Origin of the sequence: Azospirillum griseum (assembly GCF_003966125.1) — a bacterium.
In the GTDB taxonomy this organism is placed as follows: Bacteria; Pseudomonadota; Alphaproteobacteria; order Azospirillales; family Azospirillaceae; genus Azospirillum; species Azospirillum griseum.
In genome coordinates, this window is record NZ_RXMA01000017.1 from 38,782 (window position 1) to 60,030 (window position 21,249).

The window sequence follows — 21,249 nt, forward strand, 5'->3', positions numbered from 1 at the left end:
GTTTGTGTTCGAAGCATTCTAAAACCGATGGGCCGTGCGGCGCAATCACGGCGCGGCGCACGGCCCATCGGGGATGGCCCTGAATCGTGGACGGGCGATCAGTAGCCCGAGGCGATCCGTTCGATCAACTGCTTCACCGTGGGGATGAACCCGTTGGCGTAGTAGGGATCGGAGGCGAAGCGGTAGGCGTTGTGACCGGCGAACATCAGCTGGTTTTCGCAGTCGTCGGTGTGGCTGACCGCCTGAAGCGTCTTTTGAATGCAGAAGGATCGCGGATCGGCCTTCTTGCCGGTGGTCCCGGCCTCGTTCTGCATCCAGTTGGAGAAGCCGCAGGCCGACAGGCAGCCCATGCAATCGACCTGATCGCGCAGGATCTGCTCGGACTGCTGTGGGGTGACGAACACCAGCGTGCTGTCGGGCGTCTTCAGGCCGACGGTGAAGCCCTGGCTCAGCCAGCCTTCGGCGCGGACCTTGTCGGTGTCGGTGACGTAGACCGGGCGGCCGCGCGGGCCGACCGGGAATTCCGCCGAATGCTCGCCCACCGGTTTGGGCAGATAGGCGATCTGCCGCTCCGACCGCGCCATCAGGTCGAGCAGGAACGGGTTCTTGACCGCCGACGAATAGAAGCCGGTCGGCGAGAAGCGGTTCAGGAACACGTCGCCGGGCTTCAGCTCCAGCAGGCGCTTTTTCCAGGCCGCCGAAATCGGGCTTTCCTGGGTCAGCAGCGGACGGGTGCCGTATTGGAAGGCGATCGGGCCGAGATCGGGGTTGTCGATCCAGTCTTCCCATTCCGACAACCACCAGACGCCGCCCGCCATCACGATGGGGGTGTCGGTCAGGCCGAAGCTGTTCATCATCTGGCGCAGGGCCAGGACGCGGGGGAACGGATCCTCCGGTTTCTGCGGGTCTTCGGAGTTGGACAGGCCGTTGTGGCCACCGGCCAGCCACGGATCCTCGTAGACCACGCCGCCCAGATGATCGCGGAACTTGTTGTAGGCGCGCAGCCACAGCGCGCGGAAGGCGCGGGCCGACGACACGATGGGGTAGTAGTGGACGCCGTAGCGCACGGCGATCTCGGCCACCTTGTAGGGCATGCCCGCGCCGCAGGTGACGCCGTGGATCAGGCCCTGCGCCCCGTCCAGCACGCCGTGCAGGATGTGTTCGGCCCCGCCCATTTCCCACAGGACGTTCATGTGGATGCGGCCCTGGCCGTTCGACGCCTCGTGCGCCATGCGGGCCTGGGCGATGCCGCCCTGGATGCCGAAGGCGATCAGCTCGTCGTGGCGCTCGCGCCGGGTCTTGCCCTTGTAGATCTGCGGCAGAAGGTTGCCGTTCTCGTCGTAGCTGTCGGCATTGACCCCGGAAAAGGTGCCAATCCCACCGGCCGCCGCCCAGGCGCCGGAGCTTTCGCCGTTGGAGACGGCAATCCCCTTGCCACCCTCAACGAGCGGCAGAACCTCCCGACCGGACATCGGCAACGGCTTCAACGCCTTCAACGAACCCTCCAAAAACCGAACGCGCCCGAACCAGGACGCCGGATCAACAGGCGAACACCCGACGGCAAAACACCCCGCCAAAGACCGGACGGTGTCCGACAGGGTGCGCCAAGCGGTTCTATATATGAGGAATCGAGCCTTGCTTCGAGCGGATTCGAATCCCCACGCAAAAAACGTTCACGATTCCCGGTTGACGCGAACGGAAGAACCGGACAGTTCAGCGGCCATGCGGCCCGGCGCATCGGTAAAGATAGCGCTGACGCCCCAGTCGAACAGGATCCTGGCCCGTTCGGAGTCGTTGACGGTGTAGGTCAGCACCGGCCGCCCGGTGGCGCGGTAGCGGGCGATGGTGTCCGGCGTCTGCCATTCGTGGTTGACGTTGAAGCTGGCGGCCCCGACGCGGTCGGCGATGGCGGCCCAATCCTCCGGCTCCTCCCAGATCAGATAGCCGCGCGGGATCTCCGGCCACAGGCGTTGCGCCACCTCCAGGCAGGGGACTTCGAAGCTGGAGAACATCAGCGGTCGGTCGGCGGGCCACAGCGGGCGCAGGGTGTCCACCGCCACGGTGGCGGTCGCGATCTCCTGCCCCGGATAGGGCTTGATCTCCAGATTGAGGCCCAGGCCCAGCTCGACGATCAGGGCGATGGCCTCTTCCAGCGTCGGCAGTGGCTCGCCCGCGAATTTCGGATCGAACCAGGTCCCGGCGTCCAGCGCGCGCAGGTCGGCGGCGTCGCGCAGCGGCACCGGACCGGTCCCGCTGGTGGTGCGGTCGAGCGTCTCGTCGTGGATGATGACCGGGCGCTGGTCGCGCGACAGCATGACGTCCAGCTCGACCCATTGCGCGCCCTGGCGGGCGGCTTCGCGGATCGAGGCGAGCGTGTTCTCCGGCGCGCTTTCCTTGGCGCCGCGATGGCCGATCAGGCGGGGAAGAGTCGACAGCATGGGTCCCACGGGAGTAAGAGCGATCCCTTTCCTAATGACGCAATCCGCCGAGGCGGGAAAGAGGAATGACGGTGGTGCGCAGCGTTTCCGATCTGGTGGCCGCCGGGCTGATGACGCCCGAGGCGGGCAAGGCGGTGGAGTCGGTGGCCGAACGCTACGCCGTGGCGATCACCCCCTATCTGCGCGACCAGTTGCAGGGCCGTTCTGCGGATGACCCCGCCGCTGACCCGTTGGCCGCGCAGTATATTCCCTCGCCCGCCGAGGCCTACACCGCGCCGGAGGAGCGCGCCGATCCCATCGGCGATGTGGCCCGCAGCCCGGTCAAGGGCATTGTCCACCGCTACCCCGACCGGGTGCTGCTGAAGCCGCTGCACGCCTGTGCGGTCTATTGTCGCTTCTGCTTCCGCCGCGAGATGGTCGGCCCTGGTGGCGAGGCGTTGAGCGGCGAGGAGCTGGACGCCGCGCTGGACTACATCCGGGGTCAGGAGTCGGTGTGGGAGGTCGTCGTCACCGGCGGCGATCCCTTCCTGCTGTCGCCGCGCCGCTTGCGCACCATCGCGCAGGCGTTGTCGGCGATGCCGCAGGTGGGCGTTCTGCGCCTGCACACCCGCATCCCCGCCGCCGATCCCGACCGCGTGACCGATGAACTGATCGACGCCCTGCGCGCGCCCGATCTGGCAACCTGGGTGGCGGTCCACATCAACCACGCCGACGAGCTGACAGCACCGGTGCGCGCCGCGCTGGGACGGCTGGTTGACGCCGGGATCCCGCTGCTGGGCCAGACCGTGTTGCTGGCCGGGGTGAACGACAACCCGGCGGCGTTGGAGGCGCTGTTTCGCGGTCTGGTGCGGGAGCGGGTCAAGCCCTATTACCTGCATCATCCCGATCTGGCCGCCGGAACCAGCCATTTCCGGGGCACGCTGGCCCAGGGGCGGGCGCTGGTCAAAAGCCTGCGCGGGCGGGTGTCGGGCCTGTGCCAGCCCACCTATGTGCTGGACATTCCCGGCGGCCACGGCAAGGCCCCCGCCGCCCCGGCCTGGATCGCGGAGACCGACGAGGACGGCGTGTACGCAGTGGAGGATTTCACCGGCCAGACCCACCGCTATCGCGGCTGAGCCTCAGCGCGGCCACTGAGCCACCGTGCCGAACAGCGGGTCGGGGTTGATGAGCGCGTTGTGGACGCCGACGACGGAGGCAAAGCCGGTCCACAGAATCAGCGGCAGCCAGATCGCGGCGATGGAGGGAGCGTCCTTCAGCACCAGCGCGATCGACAGGATGGTCAGCAGGAAAAACCCGACCGTCCAACCCGCCGCCAGAATCGGGCTGCCCAGGGTGAAATAGACCGCGCTGAAGGTGGCGTAGATCACCCAGGTGACGGCCTGAAGCCCGATCAACGCCCGCCGGTGGCGGATCGGCCGCGCCGGGTCGATCAGGCGCAGCCCGCCCCAGATCTGAAAGACGTTCAGCGTGAACCACATCACCGGAAACACCCAACCCGGTGGCTGGATCGGTGACGGCTGATGCCCGGCGAAGGGCTGTGCCCCGCGTTCGACAAAGCCCCAGATGTTGACCACCACCCAAAACAGCAGCGGCGGCCACCACCGTTGGCGGAGCGGAACGGTGGTGGGCTGGGCGGCGGCGGGTCTGTGCGTCGTGTCGGTCATGCAGCGGCAGATAGGGCGAAGGCCAAGCGGATCAAGCTCTGGCGGATCAAGACCCGCGCGCTCACCCTCATTCGCTGGACGACAGGATCTTCGTGTTGGCCTCGGCCAGTTCGATGGCTTCGGTCAGCAGACCCAGGATGCGGATGTTGTGGGCCAGGATGCGGGCGATCTCCGGGCGGGGATCGGCGGCGTAGCCCTGCATCCGTTCGATCACGTCGGCGCGGACGGTCTTGAGAATCTGTTCGGTGGTGGAGCCGCCGGGGTTGGCGGCGGAGCGCAGCAGGACGGTCATGGCGGTTCCCTCCCCTGTGGACGGGCGGGATCGCGCGCGGCGAGGTCCCTTGCCCTTTGCCATCAAGGTGGACCGATGGGCGGGCGGGATCAAGGCGATCCGGTCCCGCGCCGTGCGGTTGGCTTACGCCCGCGCCCGCAGATAGGGCGTCAACCGCCATTCGGTGTGTTTGATGAAGCGCGACGCCAGGAAGTTCAGAAGCAGATAGATTGCCCCGGCGAGGATGAAGATCTCGAACACCGCGTAGGTCTGCGAGATGATCTTGCGTGACACGCCGGTGATCTCCAGCATGGTGATGGTGCTGGCGAGCGAGCTGGCCTTGACCATCAGGATCATTTCGTTGCCATAGGCGGGCAGCATCTGGCGGATCGCCATCGGCAGCACGATGCGGCGGAAGGCCAGAACCCGCGACATGCCGCAGGCCCGCGCCGCCTCCACCTGCCCGGCCGGGACCGACAGGATCGCCCCGCGCAGGATCTCGCTGGTGTAGGCCCCGGTGTTCAGCGTCAGCGCCAGGATGGCGCACCACATCGGCTCGCGCAGCATCGGCCACAGGATGCTGTCGCGCACCGCCTCGAACTGTCCCAGCCCGTAATAGATCAGGAAGATCTGCACCAGCAGCGGCGTGCCGCGAAAGACGAAGACGTACCCGGCGGTCAGCGTTTCCGCCACCCGGTTGCCCGACAGGCGCAGCAGCGCGGTGGCAAAGGCCACCCCGGCCCCGAACAGCAGCGAGGCGAAGACCAGCGTCAGCGTCAGCGGCAGCGCCCCCAGCAGGCGGGGCAGGCTGTCCCACATCAATTCCCAATCCATGGGTCAGGCCCTCCGCACGCCGCGATTCGCCCGCCGTTCCGCCCGCTCGAACGCCGCCGTCGACACGGTGGTCAGCAGCAGATAGAGGACGGCGGCGGTGCTGTAGAACAGGAAGGGTTGCCGGGTGGAGCCGGAGGCGACGTGCGCCACCCGCATGATCTCGGCCAGCGCGGTGACGGAAATCAACGCGGTGTCCTTCAACGTCAATTGCCAGACATTGCCCAGCCCGGGCAGGGCGTAGCGCAGGGTCTGCGGGACCAGGACGCGGCGCAGGATCAACCAGCGGCTCATCCCGCAGGCGCGCGCCGCCTCGATCTGGCCGACCGGAACGGCCTGGACCGCGCCGCGAATGACCTCGGTCGAATAGGCCCCGGAAATCAGGCCGACCGCCGCCACGCCGATGGAAAAGGCGTCGATCTCGATGTAGCCCTCGTAGCCGAAGATCCCGGCCACCGCCATGATCGCCCCGCTGCCGCCGAAGAACAGCAGATAGATGACCAGCAGTTCGGGAACGCCGCGCACGATGGTGGTGTAGACCTCGGCGATGCCGTTCAGGATCAGGCTGTGGCTCAGCTTGGCCGCCGCCCCCGCCGAACCGAACAGGATGCCCAGGGTGAAGGAGGACACGGACACGGCGATGGTCATCGCCAACCCGCTCAAAAGCTGTCCGCCCCAGCCATTCGGGCCAAATGAAAGAAGTTCCAGCATGGGCCGCTCAAGATAGGACGTGCGGGCAGAAAGGGACGGCCCCTCCCCCACCGGCGTGGGGGAGGGGCCGGTTTCCTCACTTGATGGCGATGTCGTAGCCGAAATGCTTGGTGCTCAACTTGGTGACGGTGCCGTCCTTGGTGGCGTCGGCGATCGCCTTGTTGAACTTGTCCTTCAGGTCCTTGTCGGCCTTGCGCAGGCCGACGCCGACGCCGTCGCCCAGCACGCCGCGCGAGAAGGCCGGGCCGAACAGAACCATGCCCTTGGCCGCGTCGGCCTCCAGCACGGCGCTGACCGCCGAACGGTCGCCGAAGATGGCGTCCACACGACCGGCGGCCATGTCGATGCCCGCGTTGTCGAGCTTGTCATAGGTGCGGACCGCGACCGACGGCAGCAGCTTTTCCATGAAGTTGGCCTGGATGGTCGAGGTCTGGACACCGACCGTCTTGCCCTTCAGCACTTCGCCCAGCTTGGCGACCGCCGCCTTGTTCTCCGGCGTGTCCTTGGTCAGATCGACGCGCTCGGCCCCGAACTTGGCGGCGGCCAGCGGCGAAGCCTTGGGAATGCCGAACATCGACGGTTCGGTGCCATAGGCGTTGGAGAACTCGATCACCTTCTTGCGTTCGGCGGTGATCGACATGGCGGCCATGATGGCGTCGTATTTGCCCTGCTGGAGTGCCGGAATGATGCCGTCCCAATCCTGGGCGACGACCTCGCATTCGGCCCCCATCCGCTTGCACAGATCCTGGGCGAGGTCGATTTCAAAGCCGACCAGCTTGCCCGACGGATCGGTGGCGTTCCACGGGGCGTAGGCGCCTTCGGTGGCGATGCGGATTTTCTTCCAATCCTTGGCGTCGGCCGAACCGCCAGCCACCGCCATCAGGGCGCCCAGCGCCAAAGCCGCAACGATCTTCTTCACGGTTACTCTCCTCTGTTCAGCAGTGCCCTTGTTTCATCGGGCATGGTTGGTTCAAACGGGTCCGCTTGATTCGCTGTGACCCAGGGCGGCGGACGCTGCCCCATAGGACAAGCCTGACCATTTCGTCAGAAGTTTCAAGAGAAACCGCTTATCAGGCGGCCCCGGACAGGTGGCGGGCCAGGAATTGGCGGACCCGGTCGGAGTCGGGGTTGGTCAGCACCTTGTCGGGCGCTCCTTCCTCCTCGATGCGGCCCTGGTGCAGGAACACCACCTTCGACGCCACCTCGCGGGCGAAGCCCATCTCGTGCGTCACCAGGATCATGGTGTTGCCCTCGTCCGCCAATTGACGGATGACGCGCAGCACTTCGCCCACCAGTTCGGGGTCGAGCGCGGAGGTCGGCTCGTCGAACAGCATCACCTTGGGCTGCATCGCCAGCGCCCGCGCGATGGCGGCGCGCTGCTGCTGCCCGCCCGACAGTTGAACGGGATAGGAATCGGCCTTGGCCAGGATGCCGACCTTGTCCAGCAGCATGCGGGCGCGGTCGACGGCCTCGGCCCGTGGTACGCCCAGCACATGGACCGGCGCCTCGATGACGTTCTCCAGGATCGTCATGTGGGTCCACAGGTTGAAGCTCTGGAACACCATGCCCAGCCGGGTGCGGATGCGCTCCACCTGCCGGGCGTCGGCGGGCACGGTGGACCGGCCGTTGCGTATCTTTTTCAGCCCGATGGTCTCGCCGCCGATGGTCACGCGGCCCTCGTCGGGGATCTCCAGCATGTTGATGCAGCGGAGCAGGGTGCTTTTCCCTGACCCGGACGAGCCGATCATGGTGATGACGTCGCCCACCCGCGCGGTCAGCGACACGCCCTTCAGGACTTCCAGCTCGCCAAACCGTTTGTGGAGATCCTCGACGACGACGGCGGCGGGGGCGGTGTCACTGACAGGCGGGTGTCGATGCATGCGGGAAACCGGATCGGTTGTGGTGTTACCAATGCAATACAGGCTAGACCGGGGCGCATGGGTTCCGCAACGCGGATTTCACAGTTTTCCCGGCCCTTACCATAGAAACAGCACGATCAACTGCGGGGCCAGGATGCGCAGGAACATCACCAGCGGGTAAACGGTGGCGTAGGCGAGCGACGGCGCTTCCGACGGCGACAGCGCGTTGGCGAAGGCCAGTGCGGGCGGATCGGTCATCCCGCCGGCCAGCAGGCCGCAGACGGTCAGGTAATTCAGCCCGAACAGCGCGCGGGCGGCCAGCCCGACGATCAGCAGCGGAATCAGGGTGATCGCCGCCCCGCAGGCGATCCACAGCGCGCCGTCGCCGTGCAGCAGCGTGTCGAGGAAACGGTCGCCGGATAGGAAGCCGACCACCGCCAGGAACAGCACGATCCCGATCTCGCGCAGGGCCAGATTGGCCGCCGGGGGCATGAACCACACCAGCGGCCCGGCGTGGCCCAGCCGCGCCAGCGCGATGGCCACGACCAGCGGCCCACCGGCCAAACCCAGCTTCAGCGGGGCGGGCATCCCCGGCACATAGACGGGAATCGACCCCAGCAGCACGCCCAGCGCGATGCCGATGAAGACCGGGATGAAATCCACCTGTTGCAGGCGGCGCGGCGCGTTGCCGACCAGATGGGCGACGCGGTGCAGATCGTCGGGCTTGCCGATGGCGGTGACGATGTCGCCGAATTGCAGGGACAGCGACGGCGACGGGACCAGCTCCACCCCCGCCCGGTTCACCCGGCTGACCACCACGTCATAGGCGTCGGCGAGGTTGAGCTGGCCGATGGTCTTGCCCAACACCGCGTTGGCGGTCACGACCAGCCGGTCCCACCGCACATCGGTCCCCTTGGTGGTCAGCGGCACGTCGGAAACGTCGCCCAGAAAGGCGCGAAGCTGCTCCAGCTTCGGGCGCGGGCCGACCAGATGGAAGACGTCGCCCGGCTGGATCGTGGTGTCGGGGTGCGGCACGCACAGCCGCCCGCCGCGCATCATCCGCGACGCGACGATGCCCAGATCGCCGAACAGGTGGATGTCGCGCAGGGCGTTGCCGAACACCGTCGGGTTGCGCACGGCCACGTCCAGCGTGTCGATGACCGTCACCTCCGCCCGGCGGCGGTCGTCGAAGATCCTGGCCTCAGCCACCGGATCCAGGCGAAACACCGCGCGCACCGTCATCATGGCGATCAGGATGCCGACGATGCCGAAGGGATAGGCAACGGCGTAGCCGAGACTCGGCGTTTCCAGCGCGGCGGCGGGTGCCCCGACCTCCGCCAGAATCTGTTGCGCCGCGCCGAGCGAGGGCGTGTTGGTCACGGCCCCCGACAGCAGCCCCAGCACGGCGGGCAGGGGCAGCCCGACCACGAGATGCAGGACCACCGCCACCGCCACCCCGCCCGCCACCAGCGCCGCCGCCAGCAGGTTGAGCGTCAACCCCGACCGCTTCAGCGCGGCGAAGAAGCCCGGCCCGACCTGGACCCCGATGGTGTAGACGAACAGGATCAGACCGAATTCCCGCAGGAAATGCAGGACGTGGGTGTCGAGCTTCACGCCCAGCGACGCGGCGATCTGGCCACCGGCCAGCCCGGCGAACAGCACCCCGCCGATGCCCAGCCCCACCCCCTTGATCTTGATCTGCCCCAGCGCCAGACCGGCGGCGGCGATCAGGCTGAGGGTCAGCATGATCCGCGCGATGTCGGGCAGACCGTTGAACAGCGACAGCAGGGTGGGCATGCGGACTCCGTCGGAAACCAGAAACCGGACATGGGCGGGAACCGCCCATCATCGCGGCCATCCTGCGCGGGCCATCGGGGGAAGTCCTTGATTCAGAACAATGCCCCAAAAAAATCACACCGGTGGCCCCGCTGCCCCATTTCACCCAAATTTTGCCACTTTCTTGGATTACCTATGAAGCCAACCAAACGGCAGCCGTCCGCTGCATTATTGGGCGTCCCCCCTAACGCCACCCGCAACGGACAGGTCGCCGGACGACCGAGCAGTCACCAGTCAGACCCCGACTGGACGCGCGGCCATCGTGAGAACCCCCTCGCGGTGGCCGTTTCTTTTTTCCGGTCGCCGCTCCGCCCTGTGCTATAGCAGCGGCGCTCCGCTTGTCCCGCCCACTGTGCACCGACCCGACCGCCATGCCCGATTTCGCTGGATTCGCGCTGACCTGCCTGCGCGGCGACCGTCTGGTGTTCACCGGCCTGGATTTCCATCTGGCCCCCGGCGGGGCGCTGGTGCTGCTCGGCCCCAACGGCAGCGGCAAATCCAGTTTGCTGCGGGTGATGGGCGGCCTGCTCAAACCCTTTCGCGGCGAGTTGCGGTGGGGCGACGCGCGGGTGTCCGACGATCCCGACGCCCACCGCGCCAACGTCCAATATGTCGGCCATCTCGACGCGGTGAAGCCGGTGTTGAGCGCGGCGGAAAACCTGGCCTTCTGGGCGGCGATGGCCGGGGCGGCCGACCCGATGGCGCGGGCGCGCCAGGCGCTGGACCGGCTGGGGGTGCCGCACATCGCCGACGTGCCGGGCCGCTGCCTGTCCGCCGGGCAGAAGCGCCGCTTGAATCTGGCCCGCCTGCTGGCCGCACCGGCCCCGCTGTGGCTGCTGGACGAGCCGACCGTCGCGCTCGACCGCGCCGCCATCGCCCTGTTCGAAGGGATGATCGCCGACCACCGGGCGGCGGGCGGCATGGTGGCGCTGTCCACCCACACCGACATCGCGACTCCGGGCGGAACCGACCTGCACCTTGACCGTTTCGCCCCCGACTCCGGTCACGACGACGATGATTTTCTGGATGAGGACGGGGAGGAGGACGCGCCATGACCCGTTTTCTGCGTCTGGTGGGCCGCGATCTGCGGCTGGCGTTGCGCCAGGGATCGGACGCCACCATCGCCGTGATGTTCTTTGTGCTGTGCGTGGTGCTGTTCCCCTTCGGTGTCGGGCCGGAGCCGAACATCCTTGCCCGCATCGCCGCCGGGGTGATCTGGGTCGCGGCCCTGCTGGCGTCCCTGCTGTCGCTGGAGCGGCTGTTCCAGACCGATTACGAGGATGGGTCGCTGGAGCTGCTCTCCCTCACCGCCCTGCCGCTGGAGGCGGTGGTGCTGGCCAAGACGCTGGCCCATTGGCTGGTGACGGGGGTCCCGCTGATCGCCGCCGCCCCGCTGCTGGCGGTGCTGCTGAACATGGACGCGGCGGGCTTTGGTGTGCTGGTGCTGACGCTGGCCATCGGCACGCCGATCCTCAGCCTGATCGGGGCGATCGGGGCGGCGCTGACGCTGGGGGCGCGGCGCGGCGGGGTGCTGCTGTCGCTGCTGATCCTGCCGCTCTACATCCCCGTGCTGATTTTCGGTGCGGGGGCCATCGACGCCGCCATCAACAACCTGACGCCGCGCCCGCACCTGCTGTTGCTGGCCGGAATCTTCGCCGCCGCCCTGCCGCTCGCCCCCTGGGCCGGTGCCGCCGCCCTGCGGCAAGCGGTGGAGTGACAGAGCGGCGGTTTTCGGATTCAGGATTTCGGCAGCAACGCTTCGATGGCCTTGCGGACCTTGGCCGATTCGGGGTCGGTCACGGTGGAGAACCAGGAGGCCAGCGTGCCGTCCGGGGCGATCAGGTATTTGTGGAAGTTCCAGCGCGGCTTGGCGAGCATGCCCAGCTCGTCCCCGGCCCAGCGGTAGAAGGGGTGGGCCTTGTCACCCGACACCACGGTCTTGTCGGCCAGCGGGAAGTCGATCTTGTAATTGACCTCGCAGAAATCCTTGATCGTCGCGGCGCTGCCCGGCTCCTGACCGCCGAAATCGTCGGACGGCACGCCGACCACCACCAGCCCACGGGCGCGGTAGCTCTGCCACAGCGCTTCCAACCCCTTGTATTGTGGGGTGAAGCCGCATTGGGAGGCCGTGTTCACCACCAGGATGGCCTTGCCCTTGAACTGCGACAGCGGCAGCGGTTGGCCATCGATGCCCTGAAAGGTGAAATCATAGGCGCTGGCGGCCATGGCGGACAGGCTCCCGGAGACGAGAAGGACGGCGGACAGGGTGGCGGTGCGGAGAACGGCGGCGATTCGGGCGATCATGGCGGTGGTCCGTTTGCGGTCCTGGCCCGGCGCGGCGGCGTTGGGACGGGCCGTGCGGATCCTGTTGGCTGTTTGTACGCAGCTCCCCGGGTGTTGGATCACCTGGGGGCAAATTGGGTGTAATGTCGGCCCGCCGTTGCCTCCCCTTTGGATTTGAGAGGATCCCCCCATGGTTGGTTTTGGCCCGTCCTGCGCCCTGCTGGCCGCCTTGCTGTTCGGGGTGAGCACGCCGCTGGCCAAGCTGCTGATTGCCGATCTGTCGCCCTGGATGCTCGCGGGCGTGCTCTATCTCGGTTCGGGGCTGGGGCTGGCGGCCTTTCGTCTGGCCCGCCGCCTGAGCGGTGCGGCCGCGCGGGCGGAACGCGGGGTGTCTGGCGGGGAGTGGGGGTGGTTGCTGGCGGCGGTGGCGGCGGGCGGCGTGGCCGGGCCGGTGCTGCTGATGGTCGGGTTGACCGGAACCGCCGCGTCCACCGCGTCGCTGCTGCTCAATCTGGAAAGCGTGCTGACGGCGCTGCTGGCCTGGCTGGCCTTTCGCGAGGCGGCGGACCGCCGTCTGGTCCTGGGCATGGCGGCCATCGTCGCCGGGGCGGTGGCGCTGTCCTGGCCGGGGGAGGGGCCGGGGGAGGGTGTGGCCGCTGTGTCCGGCGGCTGGGGGGCGCTCGCGATTGCCGGGGCGTGCCTGATGTGGGCGCTCGACAACAACCTGACGCGCAAGGTGTCGTTGGCCGATCCGGTCGACATCGCCATGATCAAGGGTCTGGTGGCCGGAAGCGTCAACGTCGCCTTGGCCCTGGCCCTGGGGGACCGTCTGCCGCCGCCCGCCCTGATGGCGACGGCGATGGCGGTGGGGCTGTTGGGCTATGGCGTCAGTCTGGCGCTGTTCGTGCTGGCCCTGCGCTGGATCGGCGCGGCGCGGACCGGGGCTTATTTCTCGACCGCGCCCTTCGTCGGCGCGCTGTTGTCCCTGCCGCTGTTCGGCGAGCCGGTGACGGTCCGTCTGCTGGTTGCGGCGGGCTTGATGGGATTCGGCCTGTGGCTGCATCTGACCGAGGCGCACGACCATGAGCACGAGCATGGCCCGCTGGAGCACGACCACCCGCACCGCCACGACGCGCACCATCAGCACGACCACGCCGGGCTGTCGCTGCCGCCGCTGCCCGCCGATGGCGTGCACAGCCACCCGCACCACCACACGCCGCTGCGCCACAGCCACCCGCATTACCCCGACGCCCATCACGGCCACGCGCATTGAGCGGGTGGGAGGGCACCGAAGAAACGACGAAGGCGGAAACGACAAAAGCCGCCCAAAAGGCGGCTTTGCGTCGAAAATCATGTTTTGGAAGGATGGCGCGCCCGAAGAGATTCGAACTCCTGACCCTCAGATTCGTAGTCTGATGCTCTATCCAGCTGAGCTACGGGCGCATCCTTGATAACCACACCGTTCCGCGCGACCGCGATGCGATGCTGTTCCCATGCCCCAACGCGATGATTTCAGGTGGCGCGCCCGAAGAGATTCGAACTCCTGACCCTCAGATTCGTAGTCTGATGCTCTATCCAGCTGAGCTACGGGCGCAGTACCTGAAACAACGTGCTGAGTTGTGTGTTGCCACACGTCCCGAAACCGGCGGAGGCCGTCGGCGTCGAGGCGCGCAACCTACTCAATCGGTTCGGGGTCCGCAAGCTCTTTTTTTGCCCAGTCCTGCGGAATGTTGCGGTGTTTTTCGCCAAGCCGCCCGGATTGCCCGTTCCGCCCGCCTGCGATATACAGGGAGCTTCTGTTTTTGGAGTGTCCAACCCGTGGCCGAAGCCCCCTTCAACAAGCATTTCCCGGTGTCCTGGGAAGAGATGCACCGCAACGCCAAGGCGCTGGCCTGGCGGCTGATCGACAAAGGCCCGTGGAAGGGCATCATCGCCATCACGCGCGGTGGCCTGGTTCCCGCCGCGATCATCGCGCGCGAGCTGGAAATCCGCCTGATCGACACCGTGTGCGTGTCCAGCTACGACCACCAGAACCAGCGCGAGGCCCGTGTCCTGAAGGGGACCGAGGGGGCCAACGCGGGCGAGGGCGAGGGCTGGCTCATCATCGACGATCTGGTGGACACCGGAAAGACGGCGGTGATCGTGCGCAAGATGCTGCCCAAGGCGCATTTCGCCACCGTCTACGCCAAGCCCGCCGGGCGTCCGCTGGTCGACACCTTCATCACCGAGGTCAGCCAGGACACCTGGATTCACTTCCCCTGGGACATCGAGCTGCAATTCTCCCAGCCGATCGCCAAGCAGCGCGGCAACGGCTGATCCCGGTCGCGCGGCGGTGGCCGGATCGGGGGGATGGCTCCGCCACACCCGTGTTTCCCGGCGACGGGGTGCAACCCTGATCGACGGCCACCGTCCGCTGCGCTAGGATCACCGACTTTGCTTGTCTCGGCCCGTTTTCCGTGCCCCGCCTTTCCGCGTCTGGCGGAGGGCGCGGTGCCGGTCTTTTCCCCGCGCAACCCCCCTTTTCCCGCGTGACGCCCCGCGTATGACCGACTCCTCCCCCGATCCGTTGCGCAGCAAGATCAACGAGTTGGTCAACCGCTTGCCATCCAGCCTCGTCTACAGCCTGTTGAGCGAGATCGAGGGGATGGACGCCGAGCCGACCGACCGTGTCCAGTTGGTCCGTCAATACGTCATCGAGTTCCTGAACCGGCAGCGCACCAACCGTGCCCGCCGCCTGTTCACCAACCTGTTTGAAGAGTTCCTGATCGACGACGACACGCTCTATCACTCCGGGGTGACGATCCCCGGCATGGTCCAGCGGGTGGACGCCGGTGCCCTGTGGGAGGTGTTGAGCCGCGACGCCTTTCCCCTGCTGGCGGTGGAGGCGCAGGAGCTGTTGGACGAGATGGCGCGCGGCGAGGTCATCGACCGGGTGCTGCGCTCCCCCATCGCCATGACGCTGCGCGAGCGGATGCGGGTGGCGGCGGTCAAGCATCTGGACACTCTGCTGGCCGCCAAGAAAACCACCGACGAGCTGCTGGCCGCCCTGTCCCGCAACCGGCCCCGCCGCACCCGGCTGATGTCGGGGTTCCTGGAAAAGACTCCGCCGGTGGAGATCGGCACCCTGCGGCTGATGCACGCCATCCTGACCGGGGCGGAGGGACCGATCAAGCTGGTGGCCGAGCGGTTGGAGGATTTCGCCACCGACCCGCAGGCCCCCGAATCCGAACGCGACCGCAAGGCCGACCAGTTGATGGACGCGACCGAGGGGCTGCGCGAGCGCTGCGGCGACGAGGTGGCGAATCTGCTGCCGCTGTCGGTCCTGTCGGTTCACCGCAATTACGGCGTCATCGCGCTGTACATCCGCCAGAGCGGCGTTGATCCGGGGCGCGGCGACGCGGTGACGGCGGCGCTGACCGGTCATTTCATCGGCGTCACCCGCGCGCTGACGGCGGCGCTGACCGTCATCCTGAAGCTGAACGACCGGGTCCCCGGTTCGGCCATCCGCCCCAGCGCCAAGGAAAAGGCCCGGTTGGAGGCGCTGACCGAACGGTTGACCGCGCTGACCCACGCCGTGACCGCCGCCGGTCTGATGGAGGACCGCCGCAGCGAACCGGCCTTCCGCAACGCCTGGGGCAACGCCAGCAAGATCATCAACGCGCGGGTCGCGGCGGTGGCGCTGGAGCGCTCCGGTCAGGCGGCGTCCGCCCGCCGCCAGCCGGTGGCCGATCACGCCGATGTGGTGTGGCTGAACCAACTGCTGTGGCGCTGGCAGGCGATGACGCGGGAGTTCGGCTTTGAAACCTTCGAGCTGACCAAATGGCGCGACACCCTGCTGGAGGAGATGCGCGCCAACGTCGAAAAGGCGATGAAGTTCGAGGAGCATGAATCGCTCGACGAGCGGATGGAGCATCTGCTGCGCATCAACGCCATCAGCAGCGTGTTCGGCCAGCGCATCAGCGCCTGGATCCCCACCTCCAGCCAGAACATGACGACGCTGCTGTCGCACCGGCTGGTGCGGGCGCACGACCGGGGGACGGAGGAGCAGGCGATCATCGACAATCTGGTCGCCACCGCCCGCGCCGAGGTCGGCAAGTCGCGCTATTGGAAAAGCAACGAGCTGATGGACCTGATCGAGCTGGCCGACAGCGTCCGCGCCACCCGCCGCCGCGACCGGTAGGCGTGCCCCCCCTCCTACAGCAATCCCCCCTTACAGCAACCCGGATGAGCGGTGGCGCGGGTCGAGCCAGTCGCGCAGCCCGTCGCCCAGCAGGGTCAGGCCCAGGACGCTGAGCGCGATGGCCAGACCGGGAAACACCGCCTGCAGGGGCGCGTTGAACAGGTGGGTTTGCGCGTCGCCCAGCATCTTGCCCCAACTGGGGCTGGGCGGCTGGATGCCAAGGCCGAGGTAGCTCAGGGCCGCCTCGTTGACGATGGCGACGGCGAACAGGACGGTGGTCTGCACCACCACCACGCCCAGCGTGTTGGGCAGCACATGCACCAGCGTGACCGACAGCGGGCCGCGCCCCAGCGCCAGCGCGGCGCGCACGAACTCCCGCCGCCACACCGCCAGCGCCGCCCCGCGCGTCACCCGCGCCAGCACGGCGGCGTTGAACAGCCCCAGCGCGACGACGACGTTGACCGCCCCGGCCCCCAGCGCGGCGGTCAGCAGGATGGCCGACAGCACGGCGGGAAAGGCGAAGACCAGATCGCCCAGCCGGGCGACCAGCTCATCCCCCCAGCGGCCCAGTGCTGCCGCCGCCAGCCCCAGCGGCACACCCAGTCCCAGCCCCAGCCCGACCGCCGCCGCCGCCACCGCCAGCGAGTTGCGCGCCCCCACCATCAGCATCGACGCCACGTCGCGCCCGAAATGGTCGGTTCCCAGCCAATGGGCCGCACTGGGCGGGCGCAGCCGCGCCACCACCCGCACCTGTTCGGCGGGGTAGGGGGTCCAGACCAGCGACAGCAGCGCCACCGCCAGCAGCAGCCCGACCAGCGCCGCCCCCGCCCAAACAGCCACCGGAACCGCCGAAACCGGATCCCGCCGCGTCACGACAGCGCCCGGGGCCGGGGGTCGGCGGCAGCACAGGCGATGTCCACCAGCGCGTTGACCAGAACGACGACGACGGCCAGCAACAGAACCACCCCCTGCACGACGATGACATCCCGCTGCCCGATGGCCTGATAGAGCAGGCGGCCCAACCCCGGCAGGGTGAAGACATTCTCCACCACCACCGCCCCGGCCACCAGAAAGGACAGTTGCAGCCCCAGCACCGTCGCCACCGGCAGCAGCGCGTTGGGCAGGGCGTGGCCCAGCAGCACCGCCGCGCGGCCCACCCCCTTGGCCCGCGCGGTGCGGATGTGGTCCTCCCCCAGCGTGTCGAGCAGGGCGGTGCGGGTGACGCGGGCCAGGATCGCCGCCTCCGGGATCGCCAGCGCCAGCGCGGGCAGGATCAGCGCGCGCAGGGCGGGCCAGACCCCGGCCTCCCACCCCGGAAAGCCGCCGGCGGGAAACCAGCCCAGACCGACCGAGAAGACCAAAATCAGCAGGATGGCGATCCAGAAGCTGGGCAGCGCCACCCCGATCTGCGCGAAGCCCAGCACCGCCCAATCGCCGCCGCGCCCGCGCCGGGCCGCCGCCAGCAGCCCCAGCGGGATCGCCGCCGCCGTGCTCATCACCAGCGACAGCAGGGCGAGCGGCAGCGTCACCACCAGCCGTTCGGCCACCAGATCGGCCACCGGCCGGGCGTAGGTCAGGCTGGTGCCGAGATCGCCGCGCAGCAGCCCGCCCGCCCAGCGCAGATAGCGTTCCAGCGGCGGCACATCCAAGCCCATCTGGGCGCGCAGGGCGGCCAGCGTGTCGGGCTGCGCGTTCACGCCCAGCATCATCAGGGCCGGGTCGCCCGGAATCAGCTCCAGCGCGGCGAAGACGACGACGCTCGCCAGCCACGCCGTCAGGGCCAGGGTCAGGCCCCGGCGCAGGGCAAAGGCCAGCACGCCGTCACTTCCACGCCACCCCGGTCAGGTCGTTGGCCTGCACCGGGCGGTTGACCCACAGGCCGGACAGCTTGGCGTTCTGCACGGTGACGGAGGGCAGCATGAACAGGAAGCCGTTGACCGCGTCCTCCGCCAGCATCCGTTGCTGTTGGCCGTACAGCGCCTTGCGCCGCCCGGCATCCTGGGTGCGGTTCAACTCCTCCTCCAGCCGGACGAAGGCCGGGTTGCGGTAGTTGAAATAATAGGAGTCGCGGGCGTAGACGTCGATGTCCAGCGGTTCGGTGTGGGCGATCACGGTCAGGTCGTAATCCTTGCCCTTGAAGGTCTTTTCCAGCCAGGCGGCCCACTCCACCGGCTCGATCGCCGCGCGCACGCCGACCTCGGCCAGCATCGCCGCGATCAGCTCGCCGCTGCGGCGGGCGTAGGGCGGCGGCGGCAGGCGCAGCGTGGTGTCGAAACCGTTGGGGTAGCCCGCCTCGGCCAGCAGCGCCTTGGCCTTGGCCGGGTCATAGGGGTACAGGCCGGTCAGATCGACGTAACCGTCGCGGTGGGGCGGGAAATGGCTGCCGATGGCGACGCCGTTGCCATACAGCACGCCGTCGATCAGCGTCTTGCGGTCGATGGCGTGGGCCAGGGCACGGCGCACCCGCACATCGTCGAACGGCTTGCGGGCGTTGTTGATCGATAGCAGGGTTTCGCCCTCCGTCGTGCCGACGCTGACGGTGAATTTTGGATCGTTGCGGAACTCCGGCAGCGCTTCAAAGGCGTTGAATTGCAGGAAGGCGTCGACGTCCCCCGCCTTCAGCGCGGCGATCTGCGCGGCGGCGTCGCTGATGAAGCGGAAGGACACCCGCTCCAGCGCCGGTTTCGCCCCGTCATAGTCCGGGTTGCGGGTCAGCACCACGCGGTCGCCCGCCACCCAGCGGTCAAACTTGAACGGCCCGGTTCCGACCGGCTTCTGCTTGTTGCCCGCCGCGCTGGCGGGGGAGACGATGGCGGCGTCGCCCGCCCCCAGATGGAACAGGAACAGCCCGTCGGGCCGCGACAGCGTCACCACCACGCTGTGCGGGTCGGGCGTGTCCACGGCGGCGATGGCGGCGAAATAGCCCTTTTGCGCGTTGACCGACTCGGCCCCGCGCGCCCGGTCCAGCGCGAATTTGACCGCCGCTGAATCGCAGGGCGTGCCATCGTGGAACCGCGCGCCGGGCCGCAGGGCAAAGCGATAGCTCAAGCCGTCGGCGCTGACCGTCCAGGATTGGGCCAGCCCCGGCACCATCGCCCCGGTGGCGTCGATGCGGACCAGCGTTTCGAACAGGTTGGCGTAGGTGACTTCCTTTATCGCGGCGGCGGCCCCGGCGGTGGGGTCGAGGTGCGGCGGCTCCAGCGGCATGCCGATCACCAGATCGCTGCGGCCCTGCCCCCAGGCGGCGGTCGGGCCGGTTGCGACCATCAGGGGCACGGCCATCACGGGCACGGCCATCAGGGCCATCCCGGCGGCCACGGCCCACCGCCGCGCGCGCGTTTGCATCATGCTGTCCACTCCCCCGGTTGTTCGTCGCCTGTCCGGCTGTTGCCGCGATGATGCGGCGCAGCGCGGTCCAGCGCAAGGCGGTGTGCGGGGGCCGCTGTCAGGAGCCGGAGGTCAACGCCCCAACGCCCGTCAGCTTGAACGCCCCCTTCCCGGGCAGGGACACCCGCAATTCCAGTTCCCCGCCCGCCGCCTCCACAAAGCGCCGCAGGGTGGACAGATACAGGTCGGTCCGTTTTTCGATCTGGTGGATGGTGGGTTGTTTCACGTTCAGCGCCTCCGCCACCTGCCCCTGCGTCAACGCCACCAAGCGGCGCAGTTCCGCCAGCCCGTCGATTTCGGCCAGCATCTCCGACGCCCGTGCGTCCACGGCGGCGCGTTCGTCCGTGGGCATCGCGGCGAGGATGTCGTCAAGCGGGATCGTCACGGTCATGCCTTGGTGCCTTTCAGGTCGGCCAGATGCTCGTCATACCGGGCGTCGGCGGTGGCGATCAGGGTGGTGTAAAACCGCTTTTCCGACACACCGCTCTTGTCGCCCGCGACCAGCACGACGGCGTTGCGTTTCGGGTCGAAGGCAAAGGCCACACGCCACACACCGCCGTTCGACGCGAATCGAAGCTCCTTCATGTTCGCGTGTTTGGAGCCGTTCAGCGTGTCCACATGCGGCCGCCCCAGGGTCGGCCCACGTTCCCCCAACACCGACGCGGCGGCGGCAAGGTCGATTCGCACCGCTTGGGGCAGCGCCTAGACCTCCGCCACGAACGCGGCATGGAACAGCACGGTGTGCATGGGGAAAATATAGGTTCCACGCTATGTTGTCGTCAAGGACGCACCGCGCGTCGTGCGGCAGCGACCTCCGGTAAACGGGAACCATCACCCCCCTCGCCCCACCGGGGAGAGGGAGGGGACCCGCCGCAGGCGGGGAGGGGGAGGGGGACGGCGCGCGCCGCGCGCCACCAAGGGGCAGCCTGCCCCTTGGCAATCCCCTGGCCTGGGCGAAACGCCCAGGCTGCCCCCTCACCCTAACCCTCTCCCCGGCGGGGAGAGGGGATGGCGCGCGCGGGTGGTCAACCCTCCGCCGTCCCCCCGCGCAGGCGGGCGAGTTGTTGGCGCGCTTGTTCCGCATAGGGGCTTTCGACGGCGACAAAGATCGCCAACGCCTGTTCGGTCAGGGTGATCGCGGTGGGGATGTCGCCCAATTCGGCGTGGGCGTTGCCCAGATTGCCGAGGCGGTTTCCCTCGCCGAGCCGATCCCCGATCTCCCGCGAAATGGCGAGGGCCTGTTGGTGAAAGTCGATGGCGCGCTGTGTCTCGCCCAAAGCGGCGTAGCTGTTGCCCAGATTGCCGAGGCGGTTTCCCTCGCCGAGCCGATCCCCGATCTCTCGCGCGATGGCGAGGGCCTGTTCGTAAAAGTCGATGGCGCGCTGTGTCTCGCCCAAAGCGGCGTAGCTGTTGCCCAGATTGCCGAGGCGGTTTCCCTCGCCGAGCCGATCCCCGATCTCTCGCGCGATGGCGAGGGCCTGTTCGTAAAAGTCGATGGCGCGCCGTGTCTCGCCCAAAGCGGCGTGGGCGTTGCCCAGATTGCCGAGGCGGTTTCCCTCGCCGCGCCGATCCCCGATCTCCCGCGCGATGACGAGGGCCTGTTCGTAAAACTCGATGGCGCGCCGTGTCTCGCCCAAATCGGCGTGGGCGAGGCCCAGATTGCCGAGGTCCTGTCCCTCGCCGCGCCGATCCCCGATCTCCCGCGAAATGGCGAGAGCCTGTTGGTGAAACTCGATGGCGCGCCGTGTCTCGCCCAAAGCGGCGTGGGCGTTGCCCAGATTGCCGAGGT

General features: G+C 68.1%; 22 protein-coding genes and 2 tRNA genes. 6 read left to right on the plus strand and 18 right to left on the minus strand.

The genetic code is table 11. The features are described from left to right. Nucleotides 1–98: 98 nt before the first annotated feature. Entirely contained in the window at nucleotides 99–1,496 is a 1,398-nt protein-coding gene (locus tag EJ903_RS16945; protein ID WP_126617609.1) for an NAD(P)H-dependent flavin oxidoreductase, read from the minus strand. Between the two features lie 177 nt (nucleotides 1,497–1,673). Beyond that, the gene (locus EJ903_RS16950; protein WP_126617610.1) at nucleotides 1,674–2,438 is read right to left on the minus strand and encodes a glycerophosphoryl diester phosphodiesterase; all 765 of its coding nucleotides are present in this window, start codon (nucleotides 2,436–2,438) and stop codon (nucleotides 1,674–1,676) included. 65 nt (nucleotides 2,439–2,503) lie between these two features. On the opposite strand from EJ903_RS16950, the gene EJ903_RS16955 reads away from it, so the two are divergent. Then, complete coding sequence (locus tag EJ903_RS16955) at nucleotides 2,504–3,553, plus strand: lysine-2,3-aminomutase-like protein (RefSeq protein WP_126617612.1); 1,050 nt, start codon at nucleotides 2,504–2,506, stop codon at nucleotides 3,551–3,553. Nucleotides 3,554–3,556: 3 nt separating this feature from the next. On the opposite strand, the gene EJ903_RS16960 is transcribed toward EJ903_RS16955, so the two are convergent. The 7 genes from EJ903_RS16960 to EJ903_RS16990 all read right to left on the minus strand — a co-directional run bounded on the left by EJ903_RS16960 (nucleotide 3,557) and on the right by EJ903_RS16990 (nucleotide 9,571). Then, on the minus strand, nucleotides 3,557–4,102 hold the full coding sequence (locus EJ903_RS16960) for a TspO/MBR family protein (protein ID WP_126617614.1): 546 nt from the start codon (nucleotides 4,100–4,102) through the stop codon (nucleotides 3,557–3,559). Between the two features lie 67 nt (nucleotides 4,103–4,169). After that, the gene (locus EJ903_RS16965; protein ID WP_126617616.1) at nucleotides 4,170–4,394 is read right to left on the minus strand and encodes a histidine kinase; all 225 of its coding nucleotides are present in this window, start codon (nucleotides 4,392–4,394) and stop codon (nucleotides 4,170–4,172) included. A gap of 123 nt (nucleotides 4,395–4,517) precedes the next feature. Further along, complete coding sequence (locus tag EJ903_RS16970) at nucleotides 4,518–5,207, minus strand: ABC transporter permease (RefSeq protein ID WP_126617618.1); 690 nt, start codon at nucleotides 5,205–5,207, stop codon at nucleotides 4,518–4,520. Nucleotides 5,208–5,210: 3 nt separating this feature from the next. After that, entirely contained in the window at nucleotides 5,211–5,915 is a 705-nt protein-coding gene (locus EJ903_RS16975) for an ABC transporter permease (protein WP_126617620.1), read from the minus strand. Between the two features lie 76 nt (nucleotides 5,916–5,991). Then, entirely contained in the window at nucleotides 5,992–6,834 is an 843-nt protein-coding gene (locus EJ903_RS16980) for a lysine/arginine/ornithine ABC transporter substrate-binding protein (RefSeq protein ID WP_126617622.1), read from the minus strand. 151 nt (nucleotides 6,835–6,985) lie between these two features. Next, complete coding sequence (locus tag EJ903_RS16985; RefSeq protein ID WP_126617624.1) at nucleotides 6,986–7,795, minus strand: ABC transporter ATP-binding protein; 810 nt, start codon at nucleotides 7,793–7,795, stop codon at nucleotides 6,986–6,988. A gap of 96 nt (nucleotides 7,796–7,891) precedes the next feature. Further along, the gene (locus tag EJ903_RS16990) at nucleotides 7,892–9,571 is read right to left on the minus strand and encodes a putative transporter (protein ID WP_174237320.1); all 1,680 of its coding nucleotides are present in this window, start codon (nucleotides 9,569–9,571) and stop codon (nucleotides 7,892–7,894) included. Nucleotides 9,572–9,981: 410 nt separating this feature from the next. Between EJ903_RS16990 and ccmA the strand changes: the two genes are divergently transcribed. Both ccmA and ccmB read left to right on the plus strand, forming a co-directional pair. Then, nucleotides 9,982–10,665 carry a heme ABC exporter ATP-binding protein CcmA gene (gene ccmA, locus EJ903_RS16995; protein WP_126617626.1) on the plus strand — a complete coding sequence of 228 codons (684 nt, stop codon included), beginning with the start codon at nucleotides 9,982–9,984 and terminating at the stop codon, nucleotides 10,663–10,665. Next, nucleotides 10,662–11,327 (plus strand): heme exporter protein CcmB, encoded by a 666-nt coding sequence (gene ccmB, locus EJ903_RS17000; RefSeq protein ID WP_126617629.1) that lies wholly within the window; start codon nucleotides 10,662–10,664, stop codon nucleotides 11,325–11,327. Before ccmA ends, ccmB begins: the two co-directional genes overlap by 4 nt. Before the next feature lie 20 nt (nucleotides 11,328–11,347). Here ccmB and EJ903_RS17005 read toward each other — a convergent pair whose 3' ends face one another. Next, on the minus strand, nucleotides 11,348–11,914 hold the full coding sequence (locus tag EJ903_RS17005; RefSeq protein WP_126617631.1) for a glutathione peroxidase: 567 nt from the start codon (nucleotides 11,912–11,914) through the stop codon (nucleotides 11,348–11,350). A gap of 169 nt (nucleotides 11,915–12,083) precedes the next feature. On the opposite strand from EJ903_RS17005, the gene EJ903_RS17010 reads away from it, so the two are divergent. After that, nucleotides 12,084–13,166 (plus strand): DMT family transporter, encoded by a 1,083-nt coding sequence (locus tag EJ903_RS17010; RefSeq protein ID WP_126617633.1) that lies wholly within the window; start codon nucleotides 12,084–12,086, stop codon nucleotides 13,164–13,166. Between the two features lie 93 nt (nucleotides 13,167–13,259). Here the strand turns inward: EJ903_RS17010 and EJ903_RS17015 are convergent. Both EJ903_RS17015 and EJ903_RS17020 read right to left on the minus strand, forming a co-directional pair. Beyond that, a tRNA-Arg gene (locus EJ903_RS17015) sits at nucleotides 13,260–13,336 on the minus strand. Between the two features lie 74 nt (nucleotides 13,337–13,410). Next, nucleotides 13,411–13,487: transfer RNA gene (locus EJ903_RS17020), tRNA-Arg, on the minus strand. Nucleotides 13,488–13,711: 224 nt separating this feature from the next. Here EJ903_RS17020 and gpt point away from each other — a divergent pair. Together gpt and EJ903_RS17030 are read left to right on the plus strand one after the other, a co-directional pair. After that, nucleotides 13,712–14,209: a xanthine phosphoribosyltransferase gene (gene gpt, locus EJ903_RS17025; RefSeq protein WP_158627946.1), complete on the plus strand. Its 498-nt coding sequence runs from the start codon at nucleotides 13,712–13,714 to the stop codon at nucleotides 14,207–14,209. A gap of 226 nt (nucleotides 14,210–14,435) precedes the next feature. Beyond that, nucleotides 14,436–16,073, plus strand: a complete 1,638-nt coding sequence (locus tag EJ903_RS17030) for a hypothetical protein (RefSeq protein WP_126617637.1) — start codon at nucleotides 14,436–14,438, stop codon at nucleotides 16,071–16,073. Nucleotides 16,074–16,103: 30 nt separating this feature from the next. Here EJ903_RS17030 and EJ903_RS17035 read toward each other — a convergent pair whose 3' ends face one another. From EJ903_RS17035 to EJ903_RS17060, 6 genes are all read right to left on the minus strand, one after another. Beyond that, nucleotides 16,104–16,946: an ABC transporter permease gene (locus EJ903_RS17035; protein ID WP_126617639.1), complete on the minus strand. Its 843-nt coding sequence runs from the start codon at nucleotides 16,944–16,946 to the stop codon at nucleotides 16,104–16,106. Then, on the minus strand, nucleotides 16,943–17,890 hold the full coding sequence (locus EJ903_RS17040) for an ABC transporter permease (protein ID WP_126617641.1): 948 nt from the start codon (nucleotides 17,888–17,890) through the stop codon (nucleotides 16,943–16,945). Before EJ903_RS17040 ends, EJ903_RS17035 begins: the two co-directional genes overlap by 4 nt. Nucleotides 17,891–17,894: 4 nt before the next feature. Further along, nucleotides 17,895–19,421, minus strand: a complete 1,527-nt coding sequence (locus EJ903_RS17045; protein WP_246015679.1) for an ABC transporter substrate-binding protein — start codon at nucleotides 19,419–19,421, stop codon at nucleotides 17,895–17,897. 97 nt (nucleotides 19,422–19,518) lie between these two features. Next, nucleotides 19,519–19,851, minus strand: coding sequence for an XRE family transcriptional regulator (locus tag EJ903_RS17050; RefSeq protein ID WP_126617643.1), 333 nt, complete (start codon nucleotides 19,849–19,851; stop codon nucleotides 19,519–19,521). Further along, nucleotides 19,848–20,159, minus strand: coding sequence for a type II toxin-antitoxin system RelE/ParE family toxin (locus tag EJ903_RS17055; RefSeq protein WP_126617645.1), 312 nt, complete (start codon nucleotides 20,157–20,159; stop codon nucleotides 19,848–19,850). Before EJ903_RS17055 ends, EJ903_RS17050 begins: the two co-directional genes overlap by 4 nt. A 326-nt stretch (nucleotides 20,160–20,485) precedes the next feature. Next, nucleotides 20,486–21,249 (minus strand): tetratricopeptide repeat protein (locus EJ903_RS17060; protein ID WP_210211464.1); only part of this gene is annotated, 764 nt, incomplete at its 5' end.